25 protein-coding genes are annotated in these 24,924 nt (G+C 66.0%); 12 read left to right on the top strand and 13 right to left on the bottom strand.

Features of this window, described 5'->3' with window-relative positions; all coding sequences use genetic code 11:
• Positions 1–31: 31 nt before the first annotated feature.
• Positions 32–865: an ABC transporter permease gene (locus QNI11_RS22440; protein ID WP_100928878.1), complete on the bottom strand. Its 834-nt coding sequence runs from the start codon at positions 863–865 to the stop codon at positions 32–34.
• A 158-nt stretch (positions 866–1,023) separates the two neighbouring features.
• Between QNI11_RS22440 and cysQ the strand changes: the two genes are divergently transcribed.
• The 8 genes from cysQ (at position 1,024) to QNI11_RS22400 (ending at position 10,455) form a co-directional block, all read left to right on the top strand.
• The gene (gene cysQ / locus QNI11_RS22435; protein ID WP_283981867.1) at positions 1,024–1,821 is read left to right on the top strand and encodes a 3'(2'),5'-bisphosphate nucleotidase CysQ; all 798 of its coding nucleotides are present in this window, start codon (positions 1,024–1,026) and stop codon (positions 1,819–1,821) included.
• Positions 1,822–1,823: 2 nt separating this feature from the next.
• On the top strand, positions 1,824–3,047 hold the full coding sequence (locus tag QNI11_RS22430; protein ID WP_283981866.1) for a glycosyltransferase family 2 protein: 1,224 nt from the start codon (positions 1,824–1,826) through the stop codon (positions 3,045–3,047).
• 148 nt (positions 3,048–3,195) lie between these two features.
• Positions 3,196–4,092 carry a UTP--glucose-1-phosphate uridylyltransferase GalU gene (gene galU, locus QNI11_RS22425; RefSeq protein ID WP_100928875.1) on the top strand — a complete coding sequence of 299 codons (897 nt, stop codon included), beginning with the start codon at positions 3,196–3,198 and terminating at the stop codon, positions 4,090–4,092.
• A 4-nt stretch (positions 4,093–4,096) separates the two neighbouring features.
• A complete protein-coding gene (galE, locus tag QNI11_RS22420; protein WP_283981865.1) occupies positions 4,097–5,080 on the top strand; it encodes a UDP-glucose 4-epimerase GalE in 984 nt (327 codons plus the stop codon).
• Positions 5,070–6,260: a glycosyltransferase family 1 protein gene (locus tag QNI11_RS22415; protein ID WP_283981863.1), complete on the top strand. Its 1,191-nt coding sequence runs from the start codon at positions 5,070–5,072 to the stop codon at positions 6,258–6,260. The genes galE and QNI11_RS22415 overlap by 11 nt, the downstream gene beginning before the upstream one ends.
• Before the next feature lie 56 nt (positions 6,261–6,316).
• A complete protein-coding gene (locus tag QNI11_RS22410) occupies positions 6,317–7,327 on the top strand; it encodes a glycosyltransferase family 2 protein (RefSeq protein ID WP_100928872.1) in 1,011 nt (336 codons plus the stop codon).
• The gene (locus tag QNI11_RS22405) at positions 7,324–9,024 is read left to right on the top strand and encodes a beta-1,6-N-acetylglucosaminyltransferase (RefSeq protein ID WP_283981860.1); all 1,701 of its coding nucleotides are present in this window, start codon (positions 7,324–7,326) and stop codon (positions 9,022–9,024) included. The genes QNI11_RS22410 and QNI11_RS22405 overlap by 4 nt, the downstream gene beginning before the upstream one ends.
• Before the next feature lie 3 nt (positions 9,025–9,027).
• Positions 9,028–10,455, top strand: a complete 1,428-nt coding sequence (locus QNI11_RS22400; RefSeq protein ID WP_283981858.1) for a nodulation protein NodH — start codon at positions 9,028–9,030, stop codon at positions 10,453–10,455.
• 229 nt (positions 10,456–10,684) lie between these two features.
• Here the strand turns inward: QNI11_RS22400 and QNI11_RS22395 are convergent, their stop codons facing one another.
• From QNI11_RS22395 to QNI11_RS22370, 6 genes are all read right to left on the bottom strand, one after another.
• Complete coding sequence (locus QNI11_RS22395) at positions 10,685–11,149, bottom strand: PTS sugar transporter subunit IIA (RefSeq protein ID WP_100930931.1); 465 nt, start codon at positions 11,147–11,149, stop codon at positions 10,685–10,687.
• Between the two features lie 48 nt (positions 11,150–11,197).
• Entirely contained in the window at positions 11,198–11,761 is a 564-nt protein-coding gene (gene hpf / locus QNI11_RS22390) for a ribosome hibernation-promoting factor, HPF/YfiA family (protein ID WP_100928869.1), read from the bottom strand.
• Between the two features lie 314 nt (positions 11,762–12,075).
• A complete protein-coding gene (gene lptB, locus QNI11_RS22385; RefSeq protein WP_283981856.1) occupies positions 12,076–12,834 on the bottom strand; it encodes an LPS export ABC transporter ATP-binding protein in 759 nt (252 codons plus the stop codon).
• 5 nt (positions 12,835–12,839) lie between these two features.
• Complete coding sequence (lptA, locus tag QNI11_RS22380; protein WP_283981855.1) at positions 12,840–13,334, bottom strand: lipopolysaccharide transport periplasmic protein LptA; 495 nt, start codon at positions 13,332–13,334, stop codon at positions 12,840–12,842.
• Positions 13,331–13,945: a hypothetical protein gene (locus QNI11_RS22375; RefSeq protein WP_100928866.1), complete on the bottom strand. Its 615-nt coding sequence runs from the start codon at positions 13,943–13,945 to the stop codon at positions 13,331–13,333. The genes lptA and QNI11_RS22375 overlap by 4 nt, the downstream gene beginning before the upstream one ends.
• Positions 13,946–14,036: 91 nt before the next feature.
• Positions 14,037–14,651 (bottom strand): ribonuclease D, encoded by a 615-nt coding sequence (locus tag QNI11_RS22370; protein ID WP_283981854.1) that lies wholly within the window; start codon positions 14,649–14,651, stop codon positions 14,037–14,039.
• Between the two features lie 926 nt (positions 14,652–15,577).
• Here QNI11_RS22370 and QNI11_RS22365 point away from each other — a divergent pair.
• Positions 15,578–16,267: a sugar transferase gene (locus tag QNI11_RS22365; RefSeq protein WP_100928864.1), complete on the top strand. Its 690-nt coding sequence runs from the start codon at positions 15,578–15,580 to the stop codon at positions 16,265–16,267.
• Between the two features lie 773 nt (positions 16,268–17,040).
• Here the strand turns inward: QNI11_RS22365 and QNI11_RS22360 are convergent.
• From QNI11_RS22360 to QNI11_RS22345, 4 genes are all read right to left on the bottom strand, one after another.
• On the bottom strand, positions 17,041–17,856 hold the full coding sequence (locus QNI11_RS22360) for an acyl dehydratase (RefSeq protein ID WP_283981851.1): 816 nt from the start codon (positions 17,854–17,856) through the stop codon (positions 17,041–17,043).
• Positions 17,857–18,157: 301 nt separating this feature from the next.
• Positions 18,158–18,709 carry an NADPH-dependent FMN reductase gene (locus tag QNI11_RS22355; RefSeq protein ID WP_283981850.1) on the bottom strand — a complete coding sequence of 184 codons (552 nt, stop codon included), beginning with the start codon at positions 18,707–18,709 and terminating at the stop codon, positions 18,158–18,160.
• 141 nt (positions 18,710–18,850) lie between these two features.
• Positions 18,851–19,522, bottom strand: a complete 672-nt coding sequence (locus tag QNI11_RS22350) for an OmpA family protein (RefSeq protein WP_198521698.1) — start codon at positions 19,520–19,522, stop codon at positions 18,851–18,853.
• A 454-nt stretch (positions 19,523–19,976) separates the two neighbouring features.
• Positions 19,977–20,864, bottom strand: a complete 888-nt coding sequence (locus tag QNI11_RS22345) for a sulfotransferase domain-containing protein (RefSeq protein WP_283981848.1) — start codon at positions 20,862–20,864, stop codon at positions 19,977–19,979.
• Between the two features lie 194 nt (positions 20,865–21,058).
• On the opposite strand from QNI11_RS22345, the gene QNI11_RS22340 reads away from it, so the two are divergent.
• Positions 21,059–21,367 carry an SH3 domain-containing protein gene (locus tag QNI11_RS22340; protein ID WP_100928859.1) on the top strand — a complete coding sequence of 103 codons (309 nt, stop codon included), beginning with the start codon at positions 21,059–21,061 and terminating at the stop codon, positions 21,365–21,367.
• 15 nt (positions 21,368–21,382) lie between these two features.
• On the opposite strand, the gene QNI11_RS22335 is transcribed toward QNI11_RS22340, so the two are convergent.
• Positions 21,383–21,874 (bottom strand): heme-degrading domain-containing protein, encoded by a 492-nt coding sequence (locus QNI11_RS22335; RefSeq protein ID WP_283981845.1) that lies wholly within the window; start codon positions 21,872–21,874, stop codon positions 21,383–21,385.
• 62 nt (positions 21,875–21,936) lie between these two features.
• Positions 21,937–22,779, bottom strand: a complete 843-nt coding sequence (locus QNI11_RS22330; RefSeq protein WP_283981843.1) for a methylated-DNA--[protein]-cysteine S-methyltransferase — start codon at positions 22,777–22,779, stop codon at positions 21,937–21,939.
• 218 nt (positions 22,780–22,997) lie between these two features.
• Here QNI11_RS22330 and nth point away from each other — a divergent pair, with 218 nt between their 5' ends.
• Positions 22,998–23,642, top strand: a complete 645-nt coding sequence (gene nth / locus QNI11_RS22325) for an endonuclease III (protein ID WP_100928856.1) — start codon at positions 22,998–23,000, stop codon at positions 23,640–23,642.
• 272 nt (positions 23,643–23,914) lie between these two features.
• A complete protein-coding gene (locus QNI11_RS22320) occupies positions 23,915–24,904 on the top strand; it encodes an adenosine kinase (protein WP_100928854.1) in 990 nt (329 codons plus the stop codon).
• The last annotated feature ends 20 nt before the right edge of the window (positions 24,905–24,924 follow it).

Below are 24,924 nucleotides of genomic sequence, written 5' to 3'. Positions count from 1 at the left end.
TGCCCTCCCATAGGCCGGGGCGCAGCAGTCCTCAGCGCCGCGCGCCCCAGGAAACCGAGGCATGCTTGCGGGTGTAGAACTCCCCCATCAGCCCGATCATCACCAGGACGATAGACAGGTAGAACGCGTATTCCCAGCTTGAATTGCGCGGGACGTAGTTCACGAAGGCATAGCCGCGCGACTGATCGATGGTGTGGAACAACGGGTTCCAGTCGAACATCACCAGCATGTATCCCGGCAGCGTGTTGGCCACGAACATCTTGCCCGAGGCGATCATGTTGGCCCTCTGGTAGACCGTCGACAGGATGCTGACCGGCGTCGGGAACCACGGCTTGACCGCCAGCACCACCATGCCGATCGCCGCGCCCGAGAACCACGACAGCAACAGCATCGCGAGACACCCGATCGGGTCATAGATCTCCTGCATGACGAAGGGGTTGAAGGCCACGTCGTAGACGAAAAGGATCGCGAACAGCGACAGCACCTGGATATAGAGCGTCGACACCATGGCGGCGGCGATGGCGATGGCCGTGTTCATCGGCGCGTGCTGCATCATCGGGCTGGCGGGCCCTTCGGATCCGGCGACCGCGCCCATCGTCTTGGTGTGCGTCATGTAGAGGAAGACGCCCGTCATGATGTAGATCATGAAATCGCCCCGCAGCGCGGCGCTGCGCATCCCCATGATCTGGAACATGAAGTAGAAGGCCAGCACGAAGATGATCGACTGGAGCATGTTCATGAAGATCGCCATGAAGGCGTTGCCATGGGCCTTCCGCACCGCGCGAACCGAGTTGTGATACACCAGTTCGGCGATGTTCAACGCCGAGCCCAGACTGGACTTCGGTCGCGTTGTTGATTGAAACATAGGCCTGCTCCGTGATGCGCGTGCATTCTGCAGCGCTCTGCTCTGCCATATCGTGCGGCATCCTTGCCGTTCTTTGTAAACGGCAGCATAAGGCCAGTAGCGTTGCAAATCAATAAATCGCCGCCGGACGCGGGACCGGGGCGCCAAAGGAGCTTTCCATGAATTATTCGGAACTGATGACCGTCATGCGCCGCCTCGCCCTCGAAGCGGGCGACAAGATCATGGAAATCTACGACTCCCCCGATTTCGAGGTGAAGACGAAGTCGGACGCCTCCCCCGTGACGGAGGCCGACGAGGCCGCAGACGCCCTGATCTCTGCCGGGCTGCGCGAGGTCTTCCCCGACGTGGCGCTCGTGACCGAGGAGCAGGCCGCCTCGCATGACACCTCCGCCATGACCTTCCTGATCGTCGATCCGCTCGACGGCACCAAGGAGTTCATCAAGCGCCGCGGCGACTTCACCGTGAACATCGCGCTGGTCGAGGAAGGCGTGCCCACGCGCGGCGTCGTCTATGCCCCTGCCAAGGGCCGCATGTTCTACACCAATTCCGTCGGCCACTCGGTCGAGGAAATGGGCCCTTTCGACCCCGCCACCCCGGGCGAGACAAAGCCGATCCGCGTGACCGAGCCGAACAACGACTCGCTGATGGTCGTCGCCTCGAAATCGCACCGTGATCAGGCCACCGACGACTACATCGCGCAGTACAACGTCAAGGACATGACCTCCGCCGGTTCCTCGCTGAAGTTCTGCCTTGTCGCCACCGGCGAGGCCGACCTTTATCCGCGCCTCGGCCGCACGATGGAATGGGACACCGCCGCCGGGCACGCCGTGCTTGCGGGTGCGGGCGGCAAGGTCGTGCGCTTCGACGACCACTCCGCGCTGTCCTACGGCAAGGACGGCTTCGCCAACCCGTTCTTCATCGCCTTCGCACCCGGGGTCGACCTGAAGAAGGGCTGACCATGGCCTTGCCGGTCAGCATCGTGGTGGTCAGCAGGCACCGGCCCGCTGCCCTCATGCGCTGCCTGACCGGCATCTCGCAACTCGACTATCCGGGTTTCGAGGTCATCGTCGTCGCCTGCCCTGCCGGGCTGGCGGCGCTCGCGCAGCGGGCGGATGCGGACCTGATCAAGCAGGTCCCCTACGACGAACCCAACATCTCGGCGGCCCGCAATCTCGGGATTTCCCGCGCCGCCGGCGAGATCGTCGCCTTCATCGACGACGACGCCGTGCCCGAACCGCTCTGGCTGACCCACCTCGCCGCGCCGTTCGACATCGCAGAGGTCGCCGCCGCAGGGGGCTTCGTGATCGGGCGTAACGGCATCACCTTCCAGTGGACCGCACGCACCGTCGATGCCACCGGCCAGGCCACGCCGCTCGACGTGTCGGACACGCAGCCGACCGTGCTGCACCCCACCCCCGGCCGCGCGATCAAGACCGAGGGCACCAACATGGCGCTGCGCCGGGACGTGCTGGCCCGGATGGGCGGCTTCGATCCCGCGTTCCGCTTCTACCTCGACGAAACCGACCTGAACCTGCGGCTGGCGCGGCGCGGGCTGGCGACGGCCATCGTTCCGCTCGCGCAGGTGCACCACGGCTTTGCCGAAAGCGCCCGCCGCGCCCCCGACCGGACCCCGCGCGACCTGACGGAGATCGGCGCCTCGCAGCAGGCGTTCCTCCGCAAGCACTGTCCGAAAGAGGCACGCGCCACCGCATGGGACCGCTTCGTCGGGGACCAGCGCGCGCGGCTTCTGGGCTACATGCAGCGCGGGCCGCTCGATCCGCTGGACGTCCGGCGCCTGATGCGCGGACTCCGGCGCGGCGGACGCGAAGGCGCGGAGCGCATCCTCGACCGCTGCCCCGAAATCCCCCGCGCCGCGCAGGGTTTCCTGCCCTATCCCGGACGGCCCGGCGCGCCGCGCATCCGGCTGTCCGGACACATCTGGCAGGCGGCGTCTCTGCGCAGGACCGCCGCCGCGAAAGCCGCCGAAGGGGCCATCGTTTCACTCTATATAATGAGCCCCGGAAGCCGCTATCACCGCGTGGCTTTTACCGAGTCCGGCGTCTGGGAACAGACCGGCGGACTGTTCGGGCGAAGCCTCCGGAAAGGCCGTATCTGGCAGGCCTGGAGTTTTCAACGCAGGGTTGACTCAGAAGTGCTTCGGACACAAAACGTTCGTGGTTAACGTGCCCATTTATTGGCGTCACCCCACTAAATGTGCCATAAATTGGAACCAAACTACTGGCGTTTTCATTGGTTGCACGCGAAGGTCCGGTCAACCTCAAGACACCGATTTCGAAATGACCATCCGATAGCAAAAAAGGAGCATACGGATGCCCAAAAAGGTCACCAAGGCAATTTTCCCGGTTGCAGGCCTCGGAACCCGCTTCCTGCCCGCGACGAAGTCCGTGCCGAAGGAGATCATGACGCTCGTGGACCGTCCGCTGGTCCAGTACGCCATCGATGAGGCGCGTGCAGCAGGCATCAAGGAATTCATCTTCGTCACCTCGCGCGGCAAGGGCGCGCTCGAGGACTACTTCGACCATGCCCCGCAGCTCGAACAGGAGCTGAAGAGGAAGGGCAAGGACGAGCTGCTGAGCATCCTGAAGTCCACCAACATGGACTCCGGCGAGATCGCCTATATCCGCCAGCACAAGGCGCTCGGCCTCGGCCACGCGATCTGGTGCGCGCGCAAGCTGGTCGGCAACGAACCCTTCGCGGTCATGCTGCCCGACGACGTCATCGCCTCCGAAAAGCCCTGCCTCCAGCAGATGGTCGAGGCCTACGAGGAAACCGGCGGCAACATGGTCGCGGCGATGGAAGTCCCGCAGGAAAAGACCAAGGCCTACGGCGTGCTCGACGTCGAGGAAGACATGGGTTCCATGGTCAAGGTGAAGGGGATGGTCGAAAAGCCGGAACCGAAGGACGCACCGTCCAACCTGGCCGTCATCGGCCGCTACATCCTGTCGCCGCAGATCTTCAAGAACCTGAACGCGAAGCAGACCGGCGCCGGCGGAGAGATCCAGCTCACCGACGCCATCGCTCAGGAGATCGGCAAGGAGGACGGCGGCGTCTACGGCTTCCGCTTCCGCGGCCAGCGCTTCGACTGCGGCTCCAAGGCGGGCTTCCTCCAGGCGACCGTCGCCTTCGGCCTTGCCCGCGACGACCTCCGCGAAGAGCTGGAAGGCTATCTCCAGGAACTGATGTCCACCCGCAAGGCCGCCGAATAAGACAGTGACGAACGTTCTGGTTACCGGCGGAGCCGGGTACATCGGCAGCCATGCCTGCAAGGCGCTGAAGGCTGCAGGCTTTACGCCGGTGACATATGACAATCTTGTCACCGGCTGGCAGGACGCGGTGAAGTTCGGCCCCTTCGAACAGGGTGACCTGATGGACCGCGCCCGGCTGGACGAGGTGTTTCGCAAGTACGAACCCGCCGCCGTCATGCACTTCGCGGCGCTCAGCCAGGTCGGTGAGGCCATGGCCAAGCCCGGCATGTACTGGCGCAACAACGTCTGCGGTTCGCTGACCCTGATCGAGGCGGCAGTGGCCGCCGGCTGCCTCGACTTCGTGTTCTCCTCCACCTGCGCGACCTACGGCGAACACGACAATGTCGTGCTCGACGAAAGCACCCCGCAGGAGCCGCTGAACGCCTACGGCGCGTCGAAACGCGCGGTAGAGGACATCCTGCGCGACTTCGGCGCCGCGTACGGCCTGCGCCACGTCATCTTCCGCTACTTCAACGTGGCGGGCGGCGATCCTGAGGGCGAGATCGGCGAACACCACCGCCCTGAAACCCACCTGATCCCCGTCATGCTCGAGGCCGTCGACGGCCAGCGCCCGGCGCTGACGGTGAACGGCACCGACTACGACACCCCGGACGGCACCTGCATCCGCGACTATGTGCACGTGTGCGACCTCGTGGATGCGCATGTGCTGGGGCTGAAGTGGCTCAAGGACGGCAAGGGCAGCCGGGTGTTCAACCTTGGCACCGGCAAGGGCTTTTCCGTGCGCGAGGTCATCACCGCCGCGGGCACCGTGACCAACGCCGAGGTCCCCTCTTCCGACGGCCCCCGCAGGGCGGGTGACGCGACAAAGCTGGTCTCCGGCTCTGTCCGCGCACAGGACGAACTGGGCTGGGTTGCACATCGCTCCACAATGCCGCAGATGATCGCGGATGCGTGGCGGTGGCACAGGAATGGGCACTATGAAAAATGAAATCGCGAACCAGACGCGTCTCCTTGAGGTGACGCGTCTGGTCAAGCGGGCGGGCAGGCGGATGACCGGCGTCGACCGCGTCGAGTACGCCTACCTCGACTATTTCGTGAAGGACACGTCCGTGCCGTGTTTCGGCATCGTGCGGACGTCCGTAGGTTACCTGCTTCTGGACCGCGCCGGCATGGCCGACCTGCGGGACAGGGTGCGCGACGACCGCTGGGGACGCCCGGACTGGCTGTCGCGTTTTCGCCGTCAGTACAAGGAAAGCCGCGCGGCAGCGGAGTCGGACATGCGGCGGGTTGCACTGGCTCGCTGCCGCTCAACCCGGCTGGCAAAGATGCTGGGCCGGCACCTGCCCAAGGGCACTTATTTCTTCAATGTCGGCCTGACGATGGTCACCCGCCGCTTCCTGCACGCGATCCGTACGATCCAGCCGCAGACGGCGGCCATGGTGCACGACACCATCCCGCTCGACTGGCCGCAATTCTGCGAGGAACACAACTCCAAACGTTTTACCGAGTTCTTCGAACGCATGGTCGGTTCTTCCGACGTGATCCTGTGCAATTCCAAGGTGACGGAGGACGATGTGCTGCGGTGGGCCGCCCCGCGAAAGCCGCGTACCATTGCGGCGCACCTGGGCATCGACGTGCCCGTGCACGACGTGAAACCCGCCCCGCCGCCGGGCGAGAACCCCTATTTCGTGATCCTCTCCACCATCGAGATCCGCAAGAACCACAGGCTGCTGCTGGACATCTGGGACCGTATCCCCGACGCCGATCTCGTCATCATCGGACGGCGCGGCTGGATGAGCGAGGACGTCTTTGCCCGCCTCGACCAGAAGCCGCCCCGCGTGTTCGAGTACAACAACCTCGGCGATGCGGAGGTCTTCTCGCTTGTCAAGGGCTCTGCCGGGATGCTCTTCCCGTCCTTCACCGAAGGCTACGGCCTGCCGCCGCTGGAGGCCGCTGCGATGGGCGTGCCGGTGATCTGCAACGACCTCCCTATCTTCCGCGAAGTGCTGGGAGATTATCCCGTTTACGCGAACGTCAATGACAGTTATCTATGGATCGAGGCGATCAGGAAGCTGGCACAAGACCACAAGGCAGGCGTTGCGACGCAGCCCCCCATGGTGCCCCCGACGTGGGACGACCATTTCAAGGCAGTCTTAACGCACCTCTGATAGCCGGAGCAGAGGCATTCGACCGGGACGCCGGCCGATGAGAAGGGCAAGAGACGTTGGGTGCTTGGCAGTCATACAAGCTGCGGCTGCGGAGGCGACGCTGCCGTATTCGCGCGTTCCGCAAACGCCGCGACCTGAGGCCCGTCGCCGACCGCACCGCCGACATCCGCCCCTCCGACCTGCTTCTGTTCTCCACCCAGCGGAACGAGGGCGTGCGCCTGCCGTACTTCCTCCAGTATTACCGCGAGATGGGGGTGAACCACTTCCTGTTCGTGGACAACGACAGCGACGACGGCTCGCTCGACTACCTGCGCCGCCAGCCGGACGTGTCGGTCTGGACCACCCGCGCCAGCTACAAGCGGTCGCGCTTCGGCGTGGACTGGATGAACTGGCTCTTGATGAAGTACGGGCACGACCACTGGTGCCTGACCGTCGATCCCGACGAGCTTCTGCTATACCCGTTCTGCGACACCCGGCCCCTGCGCGCCCTCACCGACTGGCTCGATGCCTCGTCGATCAAGTCGTTCTCGGCGATGCTGCTCGACATGTATCCCAAGGGGCGGATCGACCTCTATCCCTACAGCGCCGGGCAGGACCCGCTGGAGATCGCGAACTGGTTCGACGCCGGCAACTACACGATCTCCAAGAACCCGCAGTTCGGCAACCTCTGGATCCAGGGCGGCCCACGCGCCCGCATGTTCTTCACCGAGATGCCGGAGGCCGCGCCCGCCCTCAACAAGATCCCGCTGGTCCGCTGGGACCGCAAGTACGCCTACATGTCCTCCACCCACAACCTGCTGCCGCGCGGGCTGAACCTGATCTACGACGAATGGGGCGGCGAAAAGGCGTCGGGCGTGCTGCTGCACACCAAGTTCCTCGACACCTTCTCGAAGAAGGCCGAGGAAGAGCTTGAGCGCCGTCAGCACTACGGCGCCTCCCGCGAATACATCGCCTACGCCGAAGGGGTGAAGGAGAACCCCGACCTCTGGTGCAAGTGGTCGGAGAAGTACATCAACTGGCGCCAGCTCGAGATCCTCGGCATCATGTCCAAGGGGAACTGGGCATGAGCGTCGGCATCGTGATGCTGGTCCACACTGCCTTCGACCGGGCCGAACAGGTGGCACTGCACTGGGCCAAGGGCGGCTGCCCGGTGGTCATCCACGTCGACAGCGCCGTCCCCCGCGCCGCTTACAACGCCTTCCGCGAACGACTGTCGCAGACGCCGGGCATCCTCTTCTCGAAACGCCACCGCTGCGAATGGGGCACCTGGGGCCTGGTCGCCGCCTCGCAGGACGCGTCCGAACTGATGCTGAAAAGCTTCGAGGAGGTGCGCCACGTCTACCTCGCCTCCGGCTCCTGCCTGCCGCTGCGCCCGGTGGAGGAGCTGACCAGCTACCTCGCCGAACGCCCCCGCACCGACTTCATCGAAAGCGCCACGACCGCAGACGTGCCCTGGACGGTGGGCGGGCTCGACCACGAACGCTTCACGCTGCATTTCCCCTTCTCCTGGCGCAAGAACCGGATGCTCTTCGACAGCTTCGTCGAACTGCAGCGCATGACCGGCTACAAGCGCCACATCCCCAACGGCATCATCCCGCACATGGGCTCTCAGTGGTGGTGCCTCACGCGGCAGACGCTGTCGGCCATCCTCGGCGATCCGGAGCGGCGGCGCTACGACGCCTACTTCAAACACGTCTGGATCCCGGACGAGAGCTACTTCCAGACACTCGCGCGGGTCTATTCCACGCAGATCGAAAGCCGCTCGCTCACGCTGTCGAAATTCGACTTCCAGGGCAAGCCGCACATCTTCTACGACGACCACCTGCAACTGCTGCGCCGCTCCGACTGCTTCGTGGCGCGCAAGATCTGGCCGCACGCCGACCGGCTTTACGACGCCTTCCTCACCGACCCCAACCGCGCCATGTCTCGGCAGGAACCCAACCCGGGCAAGATCGACCGCATCTTCGCCAAGGCGGTGGACCGCAGGACCCGCGGGCGCCCCGGCCTCTACATGCAGTCGCGCTTCCCGAACTACGGCTGGGAAAACGGCGTGACCGCGGGCAAGTACTCCGTCTTCCAGGGCTTTTCCGAGCTGTTCATCGACTTCGAGCAATGGCTGGCGCGTGCCACCGGCGCGCAGGTGCACGGCCACCTCTACGCCCCCGAACGGGCAGAGTTCACCGGCGGCCAGACGCTCATCAACGGCGCCCTCTCCGACAATGCCAGGCTGCGCGACGCCAACCCCCGCGCCTTCCTGACCAACCTGATCTGGAACACCCGCGGCGAACGCCAGTGTTTCCAGTACGGCCCCCGCGACAACCCGCAGATCCTCTGGCCGATGTCGCGCGACCCCAACGCCCAGATCTCGGTGATCTCCGGCGCCTGGGCGGTGCCGCTCTTCAAGTCCAACGCCAACTTCGCCGACATCCGGGCGGAGGCCGCGCGCCTCCAGAAGGTCGAAAGCCGGATGCTCGACACCCTGCGCAGCCCGGACGTGAAGGCCCGCATCCGCATCTGGTCCATGGCCGAATTCATCGAAAGCCCGATGGAACCGCTGCAGGTCATCATCGACGAGATCGGCCAGAAATCCCTGCGCCGACTGGCCGAAGCGCCGAGGCTCGAAGACCTGACCGGCTTCGGCCAGTTCCTGCAGAACCTCAAGAACCAGGGCATGCACCCCTACCTGATGGGCGACTTCCCCGTCGACCCCGCCCCGCGCAACACCCGGGGCACCACGCGCAAACCCTACCTCGTAAAGAAATAATCCATGCCCAAGTTCGATTGCTTCGTCGTCTTTGCCGAAATGCGCACCGGCTCGAATTTCCTCGAAGCCAACCTCAACGCCTTCGACGGGCTGTCCTGCTTCGGCGAGGCGTTCAACCCGCATTTCATCGGCTATCCCAACGCCACGGACGTGCTGGGCATCGTGCAGTCGGAACGCGACCGCGACCCGGAATGCCTTCTGACCCAGATCCGCATGGCGACACCGGGCGGGCTGGGCGGCTTCCGCTACTTCCACGACCACGACCCGCGCATCCTCGACACCCTGCTGACCGACCCGAAGATCGCCAAGATCGTGCTGACCCGGAACCCGGTCGACAGCTATGTGTCGTGGAAGATCGCCCGCACCACCGGCCAGTGGAAACTGACCAACGTTAAGAAGCGCAAGGAGGCGAAGGCCCGCTTCGACGCGCGCGAGTTCGAGGCGCATGTGAACGGGCTGCAGGCCTTCCAGGTGAAACTCCTGAACGCCCTGCAGACCACGGCGCAGACGGCCTTCTACGTCGCCTACGAGGACCTGCAGGACGTGGCAGTGATGAACGGGCTGGCGCGCTGGCTCGGCTGCAATGCGCAGCTCGACAGCCTGAACACCGCGCTGAAACGGCAGAACCCCGAACCGCTGTCCGAAAAGGTCGAGAACTTCGACGAGATGCAGAAGGCGCTCTCCCGGCAGGACAGCTTCAACCTGACGCGGACGCCCAACTTCGAACCGCGCCGCGGCCCGGTCGTGCCCGGCTACCTCGCCTGCGCCAGGACGCCGCTCCTCTACATGCCGATCCGCTCGGGCCCGGAAACCATGGTGACGGACTGGATGGCGGCACTCGACGACGTGTACCCCGGACAGCTCACTGGCGACTTCACCCAGGGCGGCCTGCGCGCCTGGAAACGCGAACGCCCCGGCCACCGCAGCTTCACCGTGATCCGCCACCCGCTCGCCCGCGCGCACGAGGCCTTCTGTTCGAAAGTCCTCTCCACCGGCAAGGGCAGCTTCAAGGGCATCCGCCAGACGCTCCGCCGTGTGCACGCCCTGCCGATCCCCGAAGGCGAACCCGGCGCGGACTACGACGTGAACGCCCACCGCGAAGCCTTCACCGCCTGGCTGCGCTGGGTGAAGGCCAACCTCTCCGGCCAGACCGCCGTCCGCGTCGACGGCCACTGGGCGACACAGGCGCAATCCATCCAGGGCATGGGCGACTTCACCCTGCCCGACATGATCATCCGCGAAACCGAAGCTGCCGACTACTTGCCCGCGCTCGCCATGCAGGTCGGCCACCCCGCCCCGCCGGACCCCGAATCCGTTCCGAACAAGGCCCCCTTCGGCCTCGCCCAGATCTACGACGAGGAGATCGAAGCCCTCGCCCAGGACGCCTACCAGCGCGACTACCTGATGTTCGGCTTCGATACCTGGGGCTGACGCCTTCGGCGCCAGCGGTACGAGGGGCTCCGCCCCTCGCGCTCCCCGAGGTATTTCCGCCAAGATGAAGGGCAAGACGGGTGCTCCTTCATCTTGGTCCAAATACCTGAATTCCACGTTTCCACGGGCCGCCGATCAGGCAGCTTGGGCCGATGGGTCATTCGGGTTGAAGGGCCGGCGGGCGGGCGAATGGCGAAGCCAGAGTCCCGTCCTGCCGGCAGTCGCGGGCTCAGGCGGCCTTGACCGTCTCGAACTCCGTCAGGATCGTGAAAAGCGTGGCCGGGTCGGGATTGGCGCGCAGTTTCGTGCAAAGCCCCGCGTCCCGCAATGTGCGTGACACCAGCGCCAGCGCCTTCAGGTGTTCGACCCCCGCCTCTTCGGGCGCGAAGAGCGAGAACACCAGATCCACCGGCTGCCGGTCGACGGCGTCGAAGTCGATCGGCCGTTCCAGCAGCATGAACACACCCAGCACCTCGTCGAGGCCCGACACCCGCGCGTGCGGCAGGGCGACGCCGTGGCCGACACCCGTCGGCCCCAGCGATTCCCGTTCCATCAGGGCTTCGACGACCCGCTGGGCATGCAGGCCATGGGCGCTTTCGGCGAGATCGGCGATGTCGTGCATCAGCCGCTTCTTCGACGAACAGGAGCCCATGACCTTCACGGCATCCGGTTTCAGCAGATTGCTAAACTTCATCATCCAGCCTCTGGAGAAAATCGGTTACCGGTCAACACGGGATACGGATCATGGATCGATCCAGCCGATGTTGCCATCGTCGCGCCGGTAGACGACATTCACTCCGTCTTTCTTTTCGTTCCGGAACACCAGCACCGGGGCGCCGGCCAGTTCCATCTGCATCACGGCTTCACCGACGGACAGGGAGGGAATCTTGGTCTCCATCTCCGCCACGATGATCGGCTGAAGCGTTTCGGGTTCGGCAGCGTCGTCTGCGCCATCGTGCGCGAGGATATACGAAGAGGCCCCGAGAAATTCAACAGGTTCCGTACGGTCCTTGTGGTGGTCCTTCAGACGCCGTTTGTAGCGCCTCAGCTGCTTATCCATCTTCTCGGTGCAGGCGTCGAAAGCTGCATAGATTTCAGTGGCATGGCCCTTCGCAGCGGCATTCAGCCCGCTCGAAAGGTGGACGACGGCCTCGCACACGTACTCATGGGCCGCCTTGGAAAAAATCACGGTCGCGTCGGTCGGGCGCTGGGAATACTTCTCCAGCACCGAGCCAAGCTCGGTCTGAACGTGGGTCTGCAAAGCTTCGCCAATGTCGATTTGTTTGCCCGTGATCTGGTAACGCATGATCCGTCCTTCTCTCTTATCACCAGACACTTCCTCCGGGGGCGCCATACCCCCGGCCGGAAAGGTGCCGGTTCAGGAAAGGCGCCCGCATGCGGTCAGCGCGCGACCGACCCGGAAAGCCGGGAGTCGGAAGATCTGACATGCCGCAATACAGAGCACCATGTTGCCATTTGAGGTGGAAAGCCCCTCGTGTGTCAATGCAAACCGGAGTGACAGAGTGGTTCAAATCCGGGCGTCCGCCGACGCTCATACGACGGATTTGCGAATTTTTCGTGCACGGGGCAAAGGATGCTGCGCCGCGGCACGCCACAGGGTCACACAAGGCGGAAATTGTCGCCCAGGTAGACGCGGCGCACGTTCTCGTTCTGCACCACCTCTTCCGGGGTCCCCGACATCAGCACCTGCCCGTCGTGCAGGATGTAGGCCCGGTCGACCAGTTCCAGCGTCTCGCGCACGTTGTGGTCGGTGATCAGCACGCCAAGGCCGCGCGTCTTCAGGTCCGCGACCAGATGCCGGATGTCGCCCACGCTGATCGGGTCCACCCCGGCGAAGGGTTCGTCCAGAAGCAGGTACTTCGGATCGGCGGCAAGGCAGCGGGCGATCTCCACCCTGCGGCGCTCGCCGCCCGACAGCGCCAGCGCAGGCGCGCGGCGCAGGTGCTCGATGGAAAACTCCCCCAGCAGCTCCTCCAGCCGCTCGCGCCGCTTGTGCGTGTCGGGTTCCGAGATATCCAGCACCGCGCCGATATTGTCCTCGACGCTCAGCCCCCGGAAGATCGACATTTCCTGCGGCAGGTAGCCGATGCCCAGCCGGGCGCGGCGGTACATCGGCAGGTAGGTGGCGTCGTGCCCGTCGATCAGCACTTCGCCCGCGTCGGGGTTCACCAGCCCCGCGATGGCGTAGAAGGACGTGGTCTTCCCCGACCCGTTCGGGCCCAGAAGGGCGACCACCTCGCCCCGGTCCAGCCGCATGGTCACGTCGCGGATCACCACGCGCTTCCGGTAGGCTTTGCGCAGGTGGCTCACACGCAGGCCGCTGTCGCCTTCGGTCAGTCGCAAGTCAGGTCGGGACATCCGCGTTACTGGCCCCCGTCCTGGCTGCCCTGCTGCAACACGGTCTTCACGCGGCCGGACATCTGCGCCGTGCCGTCCTCGAGGTTGACCACCATCCGTTCGGAGGTCATCGCGCTGTCGCCCTGCGTCACCAGCACGTTGCCGGACATGACGATCTGGCCGTCATCTATGTTGTAGTCGGCGCGCTCGCCTTCGGCGGCTTCCTCGCCGCGCACCACGATGACGCCGCCGGTCGCCTCCATCCGGGTGATCTCGGACCGCTCTTCGGAATAGATCACCAGCACGCGCGGCGCGGCAAGACGCATTTCGCCCTGAACGATCACCACGTTGCCGGTATAAAGCGCCGTGCCGTCCGACTGGTTCACCGACAGGGAATCCGCCGTGACCTCGACCGGTGCACTGGTGTCCTGACCGCCCCCGCCGAAAGACACCTGCGACTGCGCCAGCGTCATGGCCGGGATCAGGGCCATGCAGATCGCCGCGAAAAATGCCTTGGTCATTCGTCAACTTCCTTGTCTGCGGGCCGGTATATCATCTTCACGCCGCCGGTGAAGTGGATTTGCACCGCGCCATCCTCGTCCGCCGGGGCGATGACCATGCGGCCCGCCTCCAGCTCTTCCGCCGGTCCGTTGCCCTCCACCGGGCCGAGGCTTTCGGCATTCACGGAGTCGAGCGCACTGACCATCGCGTTCGTCGTGAGCACATAGCCCAGCGAGCTTTCAATGCGAACGCCATCGTCGAGGTAGGCCTTCCGTTCGCCCTCCCGCATCGTCGCCTTGCTGGAGTCGAGCTGGATGACCGACCCGTCCTCCATCTGCATACGGGCAGAGTACCGGTCGGCCAGGATGTCGCCATCCTCCAGCGGCCAGGCCCGGCGCGCCGTCATGGTCAGCAGGCCGCCGTCGCGTGTGGTGCCGGAGTAATAGGGGTCGGACACCCCTTCGGTGGCGGTCTCGCCCTGCCGCAGCGCCTCGGCGAAGGGCACGTTCTCCAGCACCTCCCGGTCGGAGGCCAGAAGGAAGATCGTCGACAGCATCGCCAGCGCGGCGATCGGCAGGAGGATCTTGAGCCACGCGATCAGGCGGGAATAGCCCCCGCTCGCCCGGGCCATGGCTCAGGCCCCCGCGCTGCGGCGGCGCCAGACGGCGGACGCGGCACGGGGCATTGGCGCCTGGCGGTCAGACCTTCGCGAAGATGCGGATTCAGACATGGGCAAAGATGTCCGTATCGGGCCAGCCCGCCAGATCCAGCTTTGCCCGCGTCGGCAGGAAGTCGAAACAGGCCTGCGCGATCTCCGTCCGGCCCTCGCGCTCCAGCATCGCGTCCAGCACGGTGCGCAGCCGGTGGAGGTGCAGAACGTCCGAGGCGGCATAGTCCTTCTGCGCGTCGGTCAGCGTCTCGGCACCCCAGTCCGACGACTGCTGCTGTTTGGAGATGTCGACGCCCAGAAGTTCCTGGGTCAGCGACTTCAGCCCGTGGCGGTCGGTGTAGGTCCGCACCAGCCGGCTGGCGATCTTTGTGCAGTAGACCGGCGCGGCGAGCGCCCCGAAGGCATTGTACATGGCGGCGATGTCGAACCGCCCGAAATGGAACAGCTTCAGCACGTCCGGGTCCGCAAGCAGCCGGGCAAGGTTGGGCGCCTCGGTCTGGCCGCGCGCCACCTGCACGAGGTGCGCATTCCCGTCCCCCGCCGAGAGCTGCACGACACACAGCCGGTCGCGGTGGGGGTGCAGGCCCATCGTCTCGCAGTCGATCGCCACCACCGGCCCGAGGTCGAGGTCGTCGGGCAGATCGCCGTGGTGCAGGTGATTGGCCATGTCAGCGCGCCCCTCGCGGTGGAAACTGTCTGGGACGACATATCCGCAGGCCACAGGTCTTTCAACTCGGCCCCCGGCGGAGGCTTGCCACAATTGGCCCCTGCGGAACTGGGAAAAAGGCAGCCGAAGGGCAGATTTGGGCGGAAATGCGGCGGAGATCGGGTGCGATTCGGGCACCGATTCTCACGCATTTCGGGCCTCTGTAACATTCCGTGATCAAAAGTGCTCTCCCGGGAATTGTTTTACACGCCTCGATCACGCGCGCGTTACGGGTGTTCGGTCAACTGTGTGCGATCGGCACGTTTCAGGCCCCCAGACCGGCTTTTACCCAGGGGCAGGTTTCCAAACGGGAAACGATTTCCCGATCCATCCTGCCTCCACGCCGCAAAGCAGAATGACAGTATCGCAAAACTGCATATATTGACCGGATTATTGTCAAATGATGACGCGCAATCGCGTCATATTCGTCCGTGAAATTTGACCTATCCTTTTGCGACGTAAGGCCCAAAAAATACCACTTCGATGATACTCGTTAGGATACCACGCAACCTAATCGTGTAGACGAAATCATGCGAAATTTCGGGTGTTTTCGGGCGCTTCCCAACAAGCCAGATCAACCAGAAAGTGTATGAAAAAGCGTTTGTTGACCGGATTTTAGCCCGGGGGCATAAGAGCCTTGTCGCGTGGTTCTGACATACTTCTGCCCAGTTCCACTTTCCACGGCACTTGGGGGTTGGTGCTTCCACTTTGGGAGTATTGAGGTACGTCTGCTGCGATCTGCCTTGAAATGTTATCGGTAATCTGACCGTCGCCTGAAACGGCCCGGTGTTGTGTAACGCGCATTCTGCGCGACAGCGAAGCTATGCCGAAAAACTGGATCACTGCTGGTGTGCCTCCCCGTCTTTCACGACGCACAGGAGGTCATCATGACACTGCATATTCGTCAGCCGTTGCCGACGGCGAAATTCGAAGCGCTCATTGACGAAACGCTTTTCTGCAACATTGGGGCCACCCCGTACCGCGACGTGCTGAAACGCGCGCTCGACATTACGCTGGTCCTGCTGGTCGCGCTGCCCGCCGTCCTGCTCACCCTGATCTTCGCCGGCCTCGTCATGCTCGACGGGCACGGGCCCTTCTACAGCCAGCAGCGGGTCGGCCGGAACGGCCGCACCTTCCGCATGTGGAAGCTGCGCAGCATGGTGCCGGACGCCGACGCCCAGCTCAGCGCCTACCTCGCCGCCAATCCCGAAGCGCGCATGGAATGGGATCTCACCCAGAAGCTGCGCCGCGACCCGCGGATCACGGCGATCGGGCGGATCATCCGCAAGACCTCGATCGACGAGCTGCCGCAGCTCCTCAACGTGCTTGTGGGCGACATGTCCCTGGTCGGTCCGCGTCCGATGATGCTGAACCAGCGCGAGATCTACCCGGGCACCGCCTACTACTCGCTGCGCCCCGGCATCACCGGTTTCTGGCAGACCTCGGTCCGCAACGAGTCGAGCTTTTCCGAGCGCGCCCGTTTCGACACCGACTACCTGCGCGACCTGTCCTTCGTCACGGACCTCCGCGTCCTGCTGAAGACGGTGCGCGTGGTTGTCCACGGCACCGGCTGCTGATCGGGCAACCGCTCGGCACCGCGTTCGATGACCGAAGGGCCAGAGCCTCTGCACCCCGCAAGCGTTCTTGCGGGCCGGGACGGTCGGCCCCCGGACGGGCGCAGGCACGGTGCATTGAACGTGACACATGTCCGCGCTGAACGCGGCACACCAAAGCGCCTCCCGGCAAGGTTCCGAACCGGGCGGACCTGACAGAAGACCGGACACCAGCCGCGACCTCCTGCGCGGCAACGTCCGGAACCAGCTGCGGAACGGCCACGGCCCATGGGGAGCGTCGCCCCTCGGTCGTGAGCCGTTCCGGATTTGAAGTATCCCTTTGCGTCGAAGGTTTTGCAGTCTGGCCCGGGTGCGGACAGCGCGCCGCAGGGCGAGCCCTGAGCCCTGAGCCCTGAGCCCTGAGCCCTGAGCCCTGAGCCCTGAGCCCTGAGCCCTGAGCCCTGAGCCCTGAGCCCTGAGCCCTGAGCCCTGAGCCCTGAGCCCTGAGCCCTGAGCCCTGAGCCCTGAGCCCTGAGCCCTGAGCCCTGAGCCCTGAGCCCTGAGCCCTGAGCCCTGAGCCCTGAGCCCTGAGCCCTGAGCCCTGAGCCCTGAGCCCTGAGCCCTGAGCCCTGAGCCCTGAGCCCTGAGCCCTGAGCCCTGAGCCCTGAGCCCTGAGCCCTGAGCCCTGAGCGGGCGTGCCGCCTCATCCGACCCGCATCAACCCTGTATTTTCCGAATCGCTTCAGGTTGGAGGGCGGTAGGGAGGGGGAAACTTTGACAGGCCGTTAACCCGGCGTTCACACAGTTTGGGCCGTGTTCACCTCTGCCGTCATGACCTGCCGTCCGTCCGGTCCGCGCACCCACATCCGGGCGCCGTCGCGGCACAGCTCTGCCGCCTCGTGTACCATCAGGGCCGAGGTGCCCCTGAACCGGAAGGTCGCAACCGGGCCCGTCTCCTCCGCCCACAGGAGCAGCTTCTGCGCCAGAAGCGGGCCGTGCACGACCAGCCCTTCGTAGCCCTCGACCTCCCGGGCATAGGCCGGATCGTAGTGGATGCGGTGTCCGTTGAAGGTCAGCGCGGAATACCGGAACAGCAGCGTCGGGTCGAAGCGCACTTCGGTCGACCCCGCCGCGCCCTCGGGCGCCCGGGGCGGCACCGGTCCGGGCGCATCCGGCGCCGCGTCGGCGCGGTAGACCAGGTCCTGCGCCTCGCGCACGCAGAGCGTCCCGTCCTGCCAGATCTCGTGGTGCAGCGTGACGAAGGCCAGCGGCCCGCTTCGCCCCGTCTTGCGGGACGTGCTGACGCGGGTGGAGCGTTTCTCGGCTGGCCGCCCGGCCCGCAGCGGGGCAAGGAACTCCAGCGCGCCACCGGCCCACATGCGCCGCGGCAGGCCGAAGGCCGGGATCAGCGCATCGCCGACCGCCGGGTGCCCGTCGCGGCCAAGGGCCTCGGGCGGACGGGCGTCCCAGAAATAGATCTGGTGAAAGAACGGCGGCAGAGGTGTGCCCTCGGCAAAGGTCGCCTCCAGCCCGAGCGTGGCTGCCAGCGCCCCGGCACGCGCCGGGTCCAGCACATCCGTCCTGATCTGCGGTTCGGTGGGGTGGTCCTGCATGGGCGGCTCCTCGACCTCCGTGGATTAGCGGGGGCAGCGGGTGGCGTCCAGAGAGCGGGCGGCCGGTCTCGGCTTGTCCGGCTGCCTGAGGGGGGCCTGCCCCGATGCCTCTTCCCCATGCATGGCCCATGGCGCAACCAGCGATCCGGGCCTTGGCGAAGTGGCTTCCTTATGCCTCTGCGGCCAAGATCCTCGATCCCGCAAGGTCAGAGCCGCGCTGCACCCTGCCCGGCCGCACCGCGCGCAGGCTTGACCCGATCTTCATGCCGATGTGCCGGGACGGGGCCCCACGCGTCCGGTTTCAGCCGCGCTTGGCTTCCGCCAGCCTGCGCAGATCCTCCATGAGCTCGGTCAGCAGCTTGATCCCCGTCTCGTCCTTGAGGCGGCCATCCTCGTCCCACTTGGTGGAGGTCTGGCCGACCATGACCTCCGGCCCGGGCAGGAGGTGCGGGCGGAAGGGGATCAGGCAGAGCCGCGCCTGCGCCTGCGACCGCGGCCCCCCGGCCATGCCGGCAGCAGCAGAGACCAGCGCCACGGGCTTGTCCCGCCACGGGTTGCCCTCGGTCCGGCTGATCCAGTCCAGCGCATTCTTCAGCACCCCGGTGATGCCCTTGTTGTATTCCGGCGAGGCGACGATCACCGCATCGGCGGCGGCGATCCGGTCGGCGGCCTGCTGGACCTCCTGCGGGATGCCGGGGCCGTTCTCGATGTCGGCGTCATAGAGTGGGAAGCGCAGGTCCAGTTCGGTATACTCCGCCGGGCCGAAGCGGCGGGCGGCCTCGTTCAGCAGCAGCCGGTTGGTGGAGGCGGCGCGGAGGGCGCCGCAGAGGCCGACAAGCTTCAGATCGGGCATGGTGTCTCCTGTCTGGGGTTTCGCGGCGGAACCCGCGCGAAAAATTGCAATCGCCTCACAACATAAACGAAAAAGCGCCGCGGCAAGGCCACGGCGCTTCGGGAGGGCATCGGGATGCCCGTCAGACGGATGTCCGGAGGGTCAGGTCGCGTTCGGCAGGATGACGATTTCCACCCGGCGGTTCTGCTGCTTGCCCTGCGGTGTCAGGTTGGACGCGATGGGCTGGTCCTCGCCGCGGCCGATGACCTGGATGCGGCTGGCGGGCACGTTCTGCGCGAGGAAGACGTTGGCCACGGCCTGGGCCCGGCGCTGCGACAGCGAGAGGTTGTAGGCCGCGTCGCCATCGGAGTCGGTGTGGCCGATGATCTGCGTCGTGGTGTTCGGGTAGCGCAGGATCGACTGGGCCACGTCCTGGATGTCGCCCAGCAGGCCGCCGCTCAGCGTGGCGCTGTCGGTGGCGAACAGGATGTCCTGCGGCATGGTCACGATCAGGCGGTCGCCGGTGTTGCGGATGTCGACCTGGGAGCCGAGCTGCTGGCGCAGTTCCGCTTCCTGCTTGTCAAGCTGGTTGCCGATGGCGGCGCCTGCGGCGGCACCGATCAGGGCGCCGGCCAGAACGGAGCGGTTGCGCTCGCCCACGTCGCCGTTGCCGGCGGCCAGACGGCCCGCGACGGCACCGGTGGCGGCACCGGCCAGGGCGCCGGTCTTGGCCTGGCGGTTCGGGTCGTTCTCGTCGAAGAGCGCGCCGCCGGTGGTGCAGGCGGACAGGCCAAGCGCGGCCACGGTGGAAAGAAGGATGGACGAACGGATCATGATGTCTCTCATTGCCTCTCGTAGTTTCTGGCGCACCTTTCGAGGGCGCGTTGTTGTCCTGAAGGCTTAATGCCACAGGGAGGGGCAAGGTTCCCGAGAAAATCCACTCTTCCGCGCACGGGTGGCGGCAAATTGCCACCCACTGGCCAGAAAAGGGAGGTTTCGCGGCGAAACCTCTTTTATTAACAAAGGATTAACCCAGAAAAGCGGCAGATCACGCGGAACCGTTGCAGGCTGAAAGACTTGTCGCGGATGGCCCTCCGGAAGCGGGGCCCCGGGTGAGGGCTTTGCCCCGGTACGAGACGGCGGCCGGAGAGTCGTCGCATGGCGCAAAGGTCCGGAACTGCGCCCTCTCGGCACTTCGCATGGCGCGGGCCGGTTGCGTTGCGCGAGGCGGCAAGCGCCATGTTGCGGTGCCGGCCGGGGCTGACGCCCGGAGCCGAAGCGAGATCGTTCAGCCCAGGGCAGCGCGCCCTGCCCCGTTCTCCAGCCAATCCCGGTCTTGCGGGGTCAGGCGGGCGTCCATCAGGGCGTCATAGGCGGCCAGTTCCTCATCGGTCAGCACACCCCGCCATTGGCCGTGGGTGCCGCGATGAAAGAAATCGGAATCGGACCTCATGAATCCCTTGCCGCCCGAGGGGGCATAGCGGGCGGCGTTCCGCTTCATGTTGTCGAAGGTGGCGACCCCGGCAAGCCGCGCCATAAGCGGCGCGGGGTGCGGCGTGCCGAGAAGCGCCGCCACCCGTTCGAACGTCCCCGACAGGTCCCGCGTCATGTCGGCATAATGGAAGAGCGCGACGTTTGGCCGTCCGGCCAGCGCGCGGGCGGCCTCGTAATGCCTGAGGATATGGGCCAGCGGCACGGCATCGCAGTCGTGGCCGTCCGGCGCGCCCTCAAGGAAATGGCGGAAGGTCAGGCCCGCCCTGTCGTCCTGCGGATACCAGTCGTCGAACCACGGGACGGGAATATTGCGGACGTGTTTGCGGAACGAGACATGCACGTCCAGAGGATGCCGGAACACGCAGATGTATTGCGCGCGGTCGTCCAGAGGCAGCCCGTCCAGCGGCGTGTGGCTTTTCATGCTGCGGCGGTGCGGCATCGCGTCGAGCCGTGCGGCGACCTCTGCGATGTCGCGAAACCTGATGTCGATCCATGGCATGCGGATCGACAGCTCCGTCTCGACCTCCGGATCGCCGGAGAGCAGGAGCGCGACGATGGTCTGCATCCATGTCGTGCCGCATTTGGGCGGGGTCACGACGATCACGTCGTCGGGCCGGAGCGTGAGGGCATCCCAGCGGCTGCTGTCGGTCAGCGGCCCGAGGTAATGCGTGCGGCGGGTCATGGCGGAGGTGTCCTTGCGGGTCGGGACGGGCGGAGGGCGATGCGCCATGGTGCGCCGGGAGGGGCGTTTCGATCAACGGTATTGGCGGCGCGCAATTCCCCGAACGTTTGCGTTCCGGCACGGTTTCCAGCGGCGCGCGCGCGGGCTAGACTGCGCGCAAGAACAACAAGACGACATCGAGCAGGAGTAATGGCATGCGCAAGGTGATCCTTGGGGCGATGGTGCCCGCCGTGGCGGCGGCGCTGGTTCTGGCGGGGGCAACCCCCGCGGCGGCACAGTGGCGGGAACGCTACGAGGTCTTCGGAGTCGAAGGCGACGACATGCTGAAGATGCGGGAAGGTCCGGGTACGGGTTACGTGGTGATCGTCGGCCTGCCGAACGGCACGGTGGTCCGGGTGCTGGACTGCCAGCGCACCGGGGCGACCAAGTGGTGCGAAGTGGGGCTGGACCGGGCGATGGGGCTGCGCGGCTTCGTCTCGGAGGCGTATCTGCGCAAGATGTGACCGGCCCCTTCCGGGTCAGTCCGGTTTTGGCAGCGGGATCTCCGCGATGCCGAGGTGCGCGGCGAGGGTGACGGTCGCCAACTGGTGATCCTCGACCGAGGGCAGGCCGGAAACGGCGATGGCGGCGATCACGCCCATCCCGCGGAGCGTGACCGGAAAGCCGCCGCCGTGGTCGACAAAGTCCTCGTAGGGCAGACCGGCGTCGGGCCATTGCACGCGCCCGGAGCGTTCGAGTTCCAGCCCGACCCGCATGGAGGACTTCCACGTCCGGAGCACGGTGTTGCCCTTGCGGCGGCCCCATTCCTCGTTGTTGGGCGTGGCGCCGGGCAGCGTCGTAAAGAAATAGCGGCGGGCGGAGGACCGGATCTCGATGGAGACGGGGGCGGCGATGGCCTGCGCGCGCTCGCGCAGGGCGCAGCCGATGGCAAAGGCCGTGTCCTCGTCGAAGGCGGGGAGCACGAGGGCGCGCTCCTGCTCCTTGATGGCGGCGATCAGGTCCTGCGGCATGGGCGCTCCTCCTCCGGGTGGGGCGGAGTTTAGGGGCGCTGGCCGGGTCTGCAAGGGGCTGCTCAGGCTTCGAGCCGCGCCGATTCCCATGCCAGCAGCGCGCGTTTCACCGGGATCCCCCAGTGGTAGCCGCCCAGCCCGCCGGATTTGCGCAGGGCGCGGTGGCAGGGGATCAGGAAGCTGATCGGGTTGCGGCCCACGGCGGTGCCCACGGCGCGCACGGCCTTCGGATGGCCGATGGCCTCGGCGATTTCCGAGTAGGTGGTGACATGGCCGGAGGGGATGCGCATGAGGGCCTCCCAGACCTTGATCTGGAAGGGCGCGCCGATCAGGAAGAGCGGCACCGGCCCCTCGGCCTGCTGGCCGAAGGCGGCGATCACCCAGGGGCGCAGGCGCATCGGGTCCTCGACGTAGGTGGCCTTGGGCCAGCGGCCGGTGAGGTCCTGCATGGCGTGTTCCTCGGTCGTTTCCGCCGAGAAGGCGATGCCGCAGATGCCCTTGTCGGTGCCCATGACGAGCGCCGGGCCGAAGGGGCTTTCGAACCAGCCCCAGTAGATGGTGAGCCCCAGCCCGCCGCGGGCGAAGTCGCCGGGGCTCATCGCCTCCCACCTGAGGAAGAGGTCGTGCAGGCGGCCGCCGCCGGAGAGCCCGGTGGCGAGCGCAGTTTCCAGCGTGGTGAAGCGGTCCTGCAGCAGTGCCTTGGCGTGGCCGAGGGTGAAGTACTGCTGCAGCCGCTTCGGCGAAACGCCCGCCCACTGGCTGAAGAGCCGCTGGAAGTGGGCGGGGGACATGCGCATCTCGGCCGCGAGCTGGTCGAGGGTGGCCTTCGGCCCGAGGCGGTCGACCGCCTCGATGGCGCGGGCCATGACGTGGTAGTGATAGCTTTCGGTGTCGTCCCTGGGCATGGCGCTGGCTCCTTTGGGGGGAAGATAGCGTGGGGCGCAGGGGCTGCGCAGCCCGTTTCTTGCGGTTTTGGGCCCGGCCTGTCCGGGCGGCCGGGATCCCGGAGGGCGGAGGGGGCGCTGCCCCCGCCTTCGGCCCCCCAGAGGTATTTTTGCCAAGATGAAGGGCGGGGGGCGGCGCGGTGCTTGCGGGCGGGCGCGCGAGCGGGCATGACGGTTTCATGGCCAGACAGATGGATTATCACACCCTGCGCGAGGTGTTCTCGCGCTTCCGGGCGGCGGAGGCCGAGCCGAAGGGCGAACTGAACCACGTGAACGCCTACACGCTGGTGGTCGCGGTGGCGCTGTCGGCGCAGGCGACGGACGCGGGCGTGAACAAGGCGACGGCGGGGCTGTTCGCCGTGGCAGACACGCCGGAGAAGATGCTGGCGCTGGGCGAAGAGGGCCTGATCGAGCACATCAAGACGATCGGGCTGTTCCGCAACAAGGCGAAGAACGTCATCAAGCTGTCGCGCATCCTTGTGGAGGAGTACGGCGGCGAGGTGCCCTGTTCGCGCGCCGCGCTGGAATCGCTGCCCGGGGTGGGGCGGAAGACGGCGAATGTCGTGCTGAACATGTGGTGGCATTACCCTGCGCAGGCGGTGGACACGCATATCTTCCGGGTCGGCAACCGCACGGGGATCTGTCCGGGCAAGGACGTGGTCGCCGTGGAGCGGGCCATCGAGGATCACGTGCCGGTGGATTTCCAGCAGCACGCGCATCACTGGCTGATCCTGCACGGGCGCTACATCTGCGTGGCGCGTAAACCGAAATGCAAGGCGTGTCTCATAAACGATCTCTGCCCGTTCGAGGAAAAGACCGCATGAGCCAACGCGTGAACGTGCCCCACCGGGTGCCGCCGGCACCGGGGACCGGGGCCTGTCCTGCCCGTATCCGTAGAACGGACGGCGGTTGGCGGAAGGCGGGTGCGGTTGTCAGGCTTACCGGACGGGCGGATGTCCGGGGCGCGTCCCTTGCGCAGATCGACCTGACTGAAATTTCCACCCGGATGGACGTCCTTCCGGAGGCGTGCACCCTGAGCCGCCCGGCCCGGGGCCTTGCCCGCCGGGCGGATGCCATCCTGCAGGAGTAAGACCTCATGAAGAAGTACCAGGTTGTCGGGATCGGCAACGCCATCGTCGATGTGCTGACCCGGGAGAGCGACAGGTTCCTCGACCTCATGGGCATCCAGAAGGGCATCATGCAACTGGTGGAGCGCGAACGTGCGGAACACCTATACGGCGCGATGAAGGACCGGGTGGAGGCGCCCGGCGGCTCGGTCGCCAACACGCTGGCCGGGATCGGCGCCATGGGGCTCAGGACCGGGTTCATCGGGCGGGTGCGGGACGACGCGCTTGGCCGGTTCTACGCCGATGCCATGGCCGACGACGGCACCGATTTCGTCAACCCGCCGGTGGCGGGCGGCGAGCTGCCGACCTCGCGTTCGATGATCTTCGTCTCGCCCGACGGCGAGCGGTCGATGAACACCTACCTCGGGATCTCGGCCGAGCTGGCGCCGGAGGACGTGTCGGAAGAGGTGGCCGCGGAAGCGGAGATCCTGTTCCTCGAAGGCTACCTCTTCGACAAGGACAAGGGCAAAGAGGCCTTTCTGAAGGCCGCGCGGTCCTGCCGGGCGGCGGGCGGCAAGGTGGGCATCGCGATCTCCGACCCGTTCTGCGTGGAACGGCACCGGGAGGATTTCCTCCGGCTGATCGAGCACGAGATGGACTATGTCATCGGCAACGAGGCGGAGATCCGGTCGCTCTACGGCAACGACAACCTCGAGGCCGACCTGAAAGCAGTGGGCGCGATCTGCCCGCTGGTGGTCTGCACCCGGTCGGGCGACGGCGTGTCGGTGTTGCGGGACGGCACGCGGACGGACGTCCCGGTGGAGAAGATCGTGCCGGTGGATGCGACCGGGGCGGGCGACCAGTTCGCTGCCGGTTTCCTTTACGGGTTGGCGACCGGGCGCGACATGGCCACCGCCGGCCGCATGGGCACCGTCGCCGCGCGCGAGGTGATCGGCCACATGGGACCGCGTCCGGAGGCCAACGTCATGGGCCTGTTCCGTCAGAAGGGCCTGGTCTGAGGGGCGCATCGCGCGATGTG

It is taken from the genome of Sagittula sp. MA-2, assembly GCF_030126985.1.
Taxonomy (GTDB): Bacteria; Pseudomonadota; Alphaproteobacteria; order Rhodobacterales; family Rhodobacteraceae; genus Sagittula.
This window is presented reverse-complemented; position numbering and strand designations above follow the sequence as displayed.